Raw genomic sequence first — 7,663 nt, 5'->3', positions numbered from 1 at the left:
TCAAGGGGCAAACCGGCGACGCGCTGCATGCGGTGCTGTGTGCGGCCGGCTACAACCTGCGCTGGCTGCTGCGCGCGATCGTTCGTCTGGGCCTTGGCCCTATATTCTTTTTGCTGCTCGCGTGGGCGCGTTTTCAGCTCAACGTCATGCCTCAACCTCTACTCGTGCGCTGCAGACCTGGCTGAGATGTGCGTTTACGTCTGCACCAGACTGCGTCGTCGGGTCCATTCCGGCAAATTCAATTTTGCAGATCCGACTAGATATACGGATCGCTCGTGCGCAGCGTCGCGTCCACCGCGATGCCGTTGTCGATCGCGAGTCCCGCATCGCGTCTTCCTTCGATACGCGCGACCTGCGCATTCACGCGCACATCCACGCCCATGCGCCCATGACGCGCGATCAGCGCCTGCGCGACGACTTCGGGCACCGCGCGCATCAACGCACGCGGCGCGGCTTCCAGCACGGTGACATGACAACCGCGCGCGACCGCCGTTGCCGCGACTTCGAGGCCGATAAAGCCCGCGCCGATCACCGCGATGCGACGGCCCGTATCGAGCGCGCCCGCGATGGCGAGCGCATCCGGCACGTTGCGCAGCACATGCACGCCGCGTAGCGTGCTGCCGGGCACATCGAGCTTGCGAGGTTCCGCGCCCGTTGCAAGCAGCAGACGTTCGTAGGCGATGCACGCGCCATCGCCGAGCACGACGCGTCGCTGCATGCGATCGATGCGCGCCACCGGCGCATCGACATGCAACTCGATGTGCTGCGCCGCGAAGAACGCATCGTCGAAGATGCCGCATTGTGCGACGCTCTTCTGCCCGAGCAACACCGCCTTCGACAACGGCGGCCGTTCATAAGGCGCGATGCCTTCGTCGCCCAGCAACACGATACCGCCGGTCCAGCCGTTCTCGCGCAATGCATGCGCGGTGCGCGCGCCGCATTGGCCCGCGCCTGCAATCACCATCGGATTCATGCCGCGCTCCCGTCGATCGATAACGTGATCATCACGAATGGCATTTCAAACTCTATCTGAGCACGCGTCAAACGCTGTTTTGCCTTATTTTGAGGCTTTAATGGATTGCACCTAAGGATCGCGCGTGAAATCGCCACACGCACAACGAATCCGTAAAAACACCGTCTCAATCTGAGGCAAATTGCGTCATCATGCGAAGCATCGCCTACGCCGGATGTCGATCATGAAGAGCAAGCCGACGCTCAAGCAATTGATGGACGCAACGCAACTCAGCCGCGCAACGATCGATCGTGCGTTGAACGACCGGCCGGGCGTGCATCCGCGCACGCGTCATGCCGTTGCGGCCGCGTTGGAGCAATTGAGCGGACGTGCATCGGCGAACGAAGCGGCGGCTTCGCGCGAGACCTTCACTTTCACGATGCTGTTGCAGGCGGGCGATGCCTTCACCGATGAATTCGAACGCTGCGCCATCGCGCACGAGATGAATTCGCGCAAGCAGGCGCGCGGCTTCATCTCGTGCGTTGCGTGGGCGAGTCGGATGAAGAAGTCGCGCAGCGCATTCGCGAACACGCGCGCGCGTCGCACGGCATCGGCGTGATCTGCATGAATACGCCTTCGACGTGTTCCGCGTTGCGTCATTGCATGGCGCAAGGCAAAGCAGTCGTCACGATGGTCACCGATGTCGATGTCCAAGCGCGTCACGCGTATGTCGGCGTGAACAATCGCGCGGCGGGTCAGGCGGCGGCGTTTCTGATCGGACGGCATCTGCGGGATCGGCCTTCGCCCGCGGTGGCCGTGGTGGTCGCGACGTTCTCGTACACCTGTCACGAAGATCGCGAGATCGGCTTTCGTTCCCTGCTGCGACAGCGCTTTCCGAATGTGAATCTCGTCGAAGTGATCAAGGGCGCCGACTCGGGACCGGCCACATACGAAGCGACGCAACGGTTCCTCAAAACGCATGGCGATCTCGCGGGCATCTACAATGTCGCGGGCGGCAACGAAGGGCTCGCTGCCGCGTTGCGCGAAGGCGGGCTCACGGGCAAGACGTTCTTCGTCACGCATGAAGTGAACCGCATCACCGAGCCCTTGTTGCGATCGGAAGTAATCGACTTCGTGTTGACGCAGGATATGAATCTGCTGCTGCGTACATCGGTCGAACAATTGAGCGCGGTATGCGAGGCACGCCGCGCGCGATCGCAAGCCATTCTGCCTTTACTCACTTGCAGCAAGTATTCGCTTTGACGCGGCTAACGCGACTGCCGTGCATATCCGCAGCTCTGACAGAAGCGCGCATCCGCATTCACCGCCGCGCTGCAACGCGAACAACGCAGCGGATCGAGCGGCGTCTCGCATTGCTTGCAGACGAGCGTGCCCGGCGGATTCGACTTGTGGCAGTTCGGGCACGGCACGTCCGGCGGACTCGCGGGGATCGTGCCCGCGGGGCGTCCCCACGGTTCGTCCTGATAGAACCACTCGCCCGGCTCATAGCGGCGATGATGTCCACGCGCGCGACGGCCCCTGATGCCCGCTGCCTTCGTTGCCGTGTCCATAGGTGTTATCGAAAAGCCTGCGCCAGAAACTCATTTCGTATTCCTTCATTGAATAACGATATCAACCCAGATGCTTTCTCAGCAAGCGAAGCCCGTTGCCGACGACGGTCAGGCTCGCGCCCACATCGGCGAACACGGCCATCCACATCGTCGCCGCGCCGGTCACGGCCAACGCGATGAAAACCGCCTTCACCGCCAGCGAAAACGCGATGTTCTGCACGAGGATCGCGTGCGTCGCCTTCGATAGCCGGATAAAGACGCCGATCTTGCGCAAGTCGTCGTCCATCAGCGCGACATCGGCAGTTTCGATGGCGGTGTCCGAGCCCATCGTGCCCATCGCGAAGCCGATATCGGCGCGTGCCAGCGCGAGCGTGTCGTTGATGCCGTCGCCGACCATGCCGACGACCGCGCCTTCGTTGGACATCTGCGTGAGAATGCGCAGCTTGCCCTCGGGCATCAGATCGCCCTCGACGCGATCGATACCGACATCGCGCGCCACTGCTTTCGCGGTGCGGATGTTGTCGCCGCTGAGCATCGCGGTGCGCACGCCGAGCGCATGCAGACGCGCGATCGCCGCGTGGCTCGTCGGTCTCACCGTATCGGCGACGGCGAATATGCCGCGCACGTTTTGCTCGTCGCACAGCATGACGACAGTGCGTCCTTCGCGCTCCAATGCTTCCACGCGCCGGCGCAGTTCCGCCGTCACGAAACTCTCGCGCTCCATCAGACGATAATTGCCAAGCCAGACCATGCGACCCGCGATGGTGCCGCGCACGCCGAGTCCGGGCCTCGCCTTGAAGTTCTTCACCATGTAGAGACGCACGCCGTCTTCTTCGGCCGCGCGCGTGATCGCGTTCGATACCGGATGATCCGATCGCTCCGCGAGACTCGCGGCGAGCGTGCGAACGTGGGCGTCGTCGTCATCCGTCTGAACGCGCTCGAAGGCCGTCTGCACCGGTTTGCCGTGCGTGAGCGTGCCGGTCTTGTCGATCGCGAGCCAGTCGAGCTTGCGCCCGAGTTCGAGAAACATGCCGCCCTTGATCAGAATACCGCGACGCGCCGCAGCGGCAAGACCGCTCACGATCGTAACGGGCGTCGAGATCAGCAGCGCGCACGGACACGCGATCACCAGCAGCACGAGCGCGCGATGCGCCCATTCGAGCGGCGCGCCCCAGCCGAGCACGAGCGGCACGATCGCAATCGACAACGCGATGACCAGCACGGCAGGCGTATAGATACGCGCGAAGCGATCGAAGATACGCGCGAAGCGATCGATGAAACTCTGCGTCTGCGCTTTCGACGATTGCGCCTGTTCGACAGCGGCCACGATGCGCGCGAGCGTGGTGTCGTTCGCCTGCGTCGTCACGCGAAATTCGAACGCGCCGGTCTGGTTGATGGTGCCCGCATACACGGCATCGCCCTTGGTCTTTTCGACCGGAATGCTTTCGCCCGTGATGGACGCCTGATCGATCGTCGATTGTCCGAGCACGATCACGCTATCGAGCGCGATGCGCTCGCCCGGCTTCACGCGCACGATCGCACACGGCATGATCGCGCGTGCATCCGTGTCGCGCCAGGTGCCGTCCGGTTGCATCGCGTTGACGGTGTCGGGCGCGAGCGTCATCAATCCGACGATGGCATTGCGCGCGCGTTGCAGCGACTGCGCCTCGATCAACTCCGCGATGGTGAAGAGCGTCATGACCATCGCTGCCTCGGGCCATTGGCCGATCAGTATCGCGCCAGTCACGGCGATACTCATCAGCGCGTTGATGTTCAGCTTGCCGTTGCGTATCGCGACGATTCCCTTGCGATACGTGGTCAACCCGCATGCGGCCACCGCACACAACGCCAGTGCCGCGACGACCCATGACGGTTGCGCGAGCCAGCTTGCGGTTTCGGATAACGCCGCGCTCACGCAAGCCAGCGCGAGCGGCCATATGCGACGCTTCTTGGGCACTTTCTCGGACGCTTTCTCGGGCGATGAATCGAAGCCGAGCGAACGCAATGCATCGAAGATCGACGGCAACGCGCCTTCCTCATGTTCGACGATCAACACGCGCAGCAGCAGATCGAATTCCATCGATACGATCGCCGGCATCTTGCCGAGCTTGACGCGAATCAGCGCTTCTTCGGATGGGCAATCCATCTGCGCGAGATGGATGCGCGTACGCACACAGACACGTTCGGTAGCCGCTTCGGCGGCAGCGACAGGCGTGTTGCGGCTGCTTGCGTCATCGCAAGCTCTGGTTACATCTTCGAGGTGCAACATGCTGGTTTCCTTCGTTGACTTGTGTTCAAGTAAACACCCTGGAGTCACTCCAGAGTCAAGAAGGAAGGATGTCGAAATGAAAATCGGAGAACTTGCCCGGATCACGAACTGCACGCCAGACACGATCCGCTTCTACGAAAAGGAAGGCTTGCTGCCGCCCACGGAACGCACGCAATCCAACTACCGCACGTACGACGATACGCATGTGGAACGCATGCGCCTGATCCGCAATTGCCGCGAGTTCGACATGACGCACGACGAAGTGCGCGCGCTGCTGCAAGCGGTCGATTCGCATGCGCCGCACTGCTGCGCGATCAACACGCTCATCGATACGCACATCGATCATGTCCGTGTGCGTATCGATGAGCTGATCCGTTTGCGCGATCATCTGACCGCGCTGCGCGAGTTGTGTCGCGGCGAACACAACGTGCACACATGCGCGATCCTGCAGGAATTGTCGTCGAAGGAAACGTCCAAGCCGAAAGCAAGGAAAACGCATCTCGGCTGAAGCGGGCCGCTCAATGCATCGTGTGCGCGGCGGGCGTCGATGCGTTCGTATCGAGTTCGAGCAGGCGCTCCATCGGCACCGGACGGCTCAACAGGAAGCCTTGCAGCTTGTCGCAGTGCGCATCGCGCAGGCGCGCGAGCTGGTCGGGCGTTTCGACGCCTTCGGCCACGACGGTCACGCCCAGCTTGTGCGCGAGATCGATCACTCCTTCCACGACGGTGTAGGTCATCTCGTCGGTTGCGATCGCATCGACGAACGATTTGTCGAGCTTGAGCAGATCGGGCCTGAAACGCGTGAGATAGCTGAGACTCGAATAGCCCATGCCGAAATCGTCGATGGCGATACGCACGCCAATTTCGCGCATCTACGTTAGTATGTACTGCGAATCATCGACGTTTTCGATCAGAGCCGACTCGGTAATCTCAAGCACGATACGGCGCGGATCGATGTACCAGCGCTTGATCGCCTGACGCAGCACGGAGACGAGACGCGGATCGCGGAACTGCTTCGGCGACACGTTGATCGCCACCGATTTCACCGACGGCATCGTCGCGGCGAAACGGCCGGCCGCTTGCACGGCTTCGCGCATGATCCAGTGGCCCGCATCGAAAATCAGCGTGCTTTCCTCGAGCACTGGCACGAACGCGCCGGACCCGAGCAGGCCGAGTTGCGGATGATCCCAGCGCACCAGCGCCTCGACGCCGACGAGTTCGCCCGACTCCACCACATACTGCGGCTGATAGTGCAGCACGAACTGATCGTCGCGGATCGCGTCGTGCAATTACGCTTCGAGCTGAATGCGCGCGAGGTCGTCTTTCTCGCGTTCGCCGAACACGCGGAACGTGTTGCGGCCCGCGCGCTTTGCGGCATACATCGCCATGTCCGCGCTGATGAACAACTCTTCCGGCGTGCGGCCATGCTCCGGGAACAGCGCGACGCCGATCGAACACGACATCGTCACGTTCTTGCAACCGACCTTGATCGGCCGATGACACGCCAGCGCGATACGCCGGCACGCGCGCTCGATGCGTTCCTGATCGAACGCGCCCGGCAGCACGATGGTGAAGTCGTCGCCGCCCGGACGCGCGATGATCGCGCCTTTCGGCAGCGCCGCGCGAATGCGCTCGGCAATCGCTTTGAGCACGGTATCGCCCGCCGTGTGACCGGCGGAATCGTTGATGGACTTGAAGCGGTCGATATCGACGAACAGATAGGCGAGCGGCTCGCCCGACTCGCAGCGCTGAACGATCGCCTCCGTCATCGCGTTGCGGTTGTGCAGACCGGTGAGGCTGTCGATATTCGCGAGCTTGTGCAGTTCCGCGAGACGCATGCGCTCTTCGGTGGCATCGACGCAGACGCTCACCACGCGCGACACCGCGCCGTTTTCGATTACCGGATAGATATCGGCGCGCACCCAGCGCGTGCGTTCGTCGGGCAGCGCGAGACGGAAGTAGCTTTGCGACGGCACACCGGAATTCACGGCGCTGCGCATCTTGCCGCGCAATTCGGGCATGTCTTCGCTATGCACGCGCTGCGCCCACGAGGTTTCGTCTTCCTTGAGCGCGGACACCGGCATTTCCCACATGCGCTCGAAGGCCGAGCTCACATGCAGCAGCAGTTCGCGGAAATCGGCGCTGGCGGTCCAGAACACGGCATCGACGTGATCTTCCATGTCTTTCTGCACGCGCGCATTGCCGCGCAGTTCGTCGATCAGCGCAACTTCGGCGGTGATGTCGCGCGACTTGCACAGCACGGCCGTGACTTTGCCGTGCTCGCCGTAGACCGGCGCGAAGCTCGATGTCCACCATTTGAGCGCGCCGCCGAAGGTGCGGCACGAGCCGGAGAATTGCGTCGATTGACCGGCGAGCGCCTGATCGAACGCAGCGCGCGCATCCGGACCTTCCCACAGGTCGAGCCATTCGATACCGACGAGATCGTCGATACACTTCGCCTCGATCAGACTGCGCCCGACTTCCGACACGCAGATGATCCGCCCCTGGAGATCGAGCAGCTTGATGCAGTCCTCGGCGATCGACAGCAAGCCGTGCGACAATTGATTGGCCGCGAAAATCCGCCGGCGCGCCTGCTGTCCCTGATGGATGAACACCATCGCGGCGGCCGCGCCCATCGCCAGCATATTGCTGATCGGCTGCGGCACGAATAGCGACACGATCGCCATCGTCACCACCGCGAAGAACGCAAGGCCGAAACGGTCCAGCCGGACCGCCCATTCGATATAAGGCAACCGCTTGGCGACCGTGTCGCTCATGTGTCCGAGAAAATCGCTCGCTCTTCCCTGCACCGCTTCAACCCTATTTGTCGTTGGTCAAACATTGGACTCTTGGGCTGTTTGTCGGCGCTAT

General features: G+C 62.3%; 7 protein-coding genes and 2 pseudogenes. 4 read left to right on the top strand and 5 right to left on the bottom strand.

What is annotated here, in order from left to right; genetic code table 11:
• Window positions 1–185, top strand: a pseudogene (locus BVER_RS02940) (IS5/IS1182 family transposase); the annotation flags it as partial.
• 71 nt (window positions 186–256) lie between these two features.
• Here the strand turns inward: BVER_RS02940 and BVER_RS02935 are convergent.
• Window positions 257–973, bottom strand: coding sequence for an NAD(P)/FAD-dependent oxidoreductase (locus BVER_RS02935; RefSeq protein WP_050452008.1), 717 nt, complete (start codon window positions 971–973; stop codon window positions 257–259).
• Between the two features lie 223 nt (window positions 974–1,196).
• Here BVER_RS02935 and BVER_RS33280 point away from each other — a divergent pair, with 223 nt between their 5' ends.
• Both BVER_RS33280 and BVER_RS02930 read left to right on the top strand, forming a co-directional pair.
• Window positions 1,197–1,571 (top strand): hypothetical protein, encoded by a 375-nt coding sequence (locus tag BVER_RS33280; protein WP_232316354.1) that lies wholly within the window; start codon window positions 1,197–1,199, stop codon window positions 1,569–1,571.
• Window positions 1,499–2,215 carry a substrate-binding domain-containing protein gene (locus BVER_RS02930; protein ID WP_232316353.1) on the top strand — a complete coding sequence of 239 codons (717 nt, stop codon included), beginning with the start codon at window positions 1,499–1,501 and terminating at the stop codon, window positions 2,213–2,215. Before BVER_RS33280 ends, BVER_RS02930 begins: the two co-directional genes overlap by 73 nt.
• Before the next feature lie 5 nt (window positions 2,216–2,220).
• Here BVER_RS02930 and BVER_RS02925 read toward each other — a convergent pair whose 3' ends face one another.
• Both BVER_RS02925 and BVER_RS02920 read right to left on the bottom strand, forming a co-directional pair.
• The gene (locus BVER_RS02925; RefSeq protein WP_050452007.1) at window positions 2,221–2,523 is read right to left on the bottom strand and encodes a zinc ribbon domain-containing protein; all 303 of its coding nucleotides are present in this window, start codon (window positions 2,521–2,523) and stop codon (window positions 2,221–2,223) included.
• Between the two features lie 61 nt (window positions 2,524–2,584).
• Window positions 2,585–4,792, bottom strand: a complete 2,208-nt coding sequence (locus tag BVER_RS02920; RefSeq protein ID WP_370444174.1) for a heavy metal translocating P-type ATPase — start codon at window positions 4,790–4,792, stop codon at window positions 2,585–2,587.
• A gap of 76 nt (window positions 4,793–4,868) precedes the next feature.
• Between BVER_RS02920 and cadR the strand changes: the two genes are divergently transcribed.
• Entirely contained in the window at window positions 4,869–5,300 is a 432-nt protein-coding gene (gene cadR / locus BVER_RS02915) for a Cd(II)/Pb(II)-responsive transcriptional regulator (RefSeq protein ID WP_050452005.1), read from the top strand.
• Window positions 5,301–5,310: 10 nt separating this feature from the next.
• Here cadR and BVER_RS33275 read toward each other — a convergent pair.
• Window positions 5,311–6,081: pseudogene (locus tag BVER_RS33275) on the bottom strand (EAL domain-containing protein).
• Complete coding sequence (locus BVER_RS33270) at window positions 6,082–7,569, bottom strand: diguanylate cyclase domain-containing protein (protein ID WP_232316352.1); 1,488 nt, start codon at window positions 7,567–7,569, stop codon at window positions 6,082–6,084. It lies immediately after the preceding pseudogene.
• Between the last annotated feature and the right edge of the window lie 94 nt (window positions 7,570–7,663).

The sequence above is a fragment of the Candidatus Burkholderia verschuerenii genome (assembly GCF_001189365.1).
In the GTDB taxonomy this organism is placed as follows: Bacteria; Pseudomonadota; Gammaproteobacteria; order Burkholderiales; family Burkholderiaceae; genus Caballeronia; species Caballeronia verschuerenii.
The sequence above is the reverse complement of the archived record's forward strand: the minus strand, read 5'-3'. Positions and strand labels throughout refer to the sequence as shown.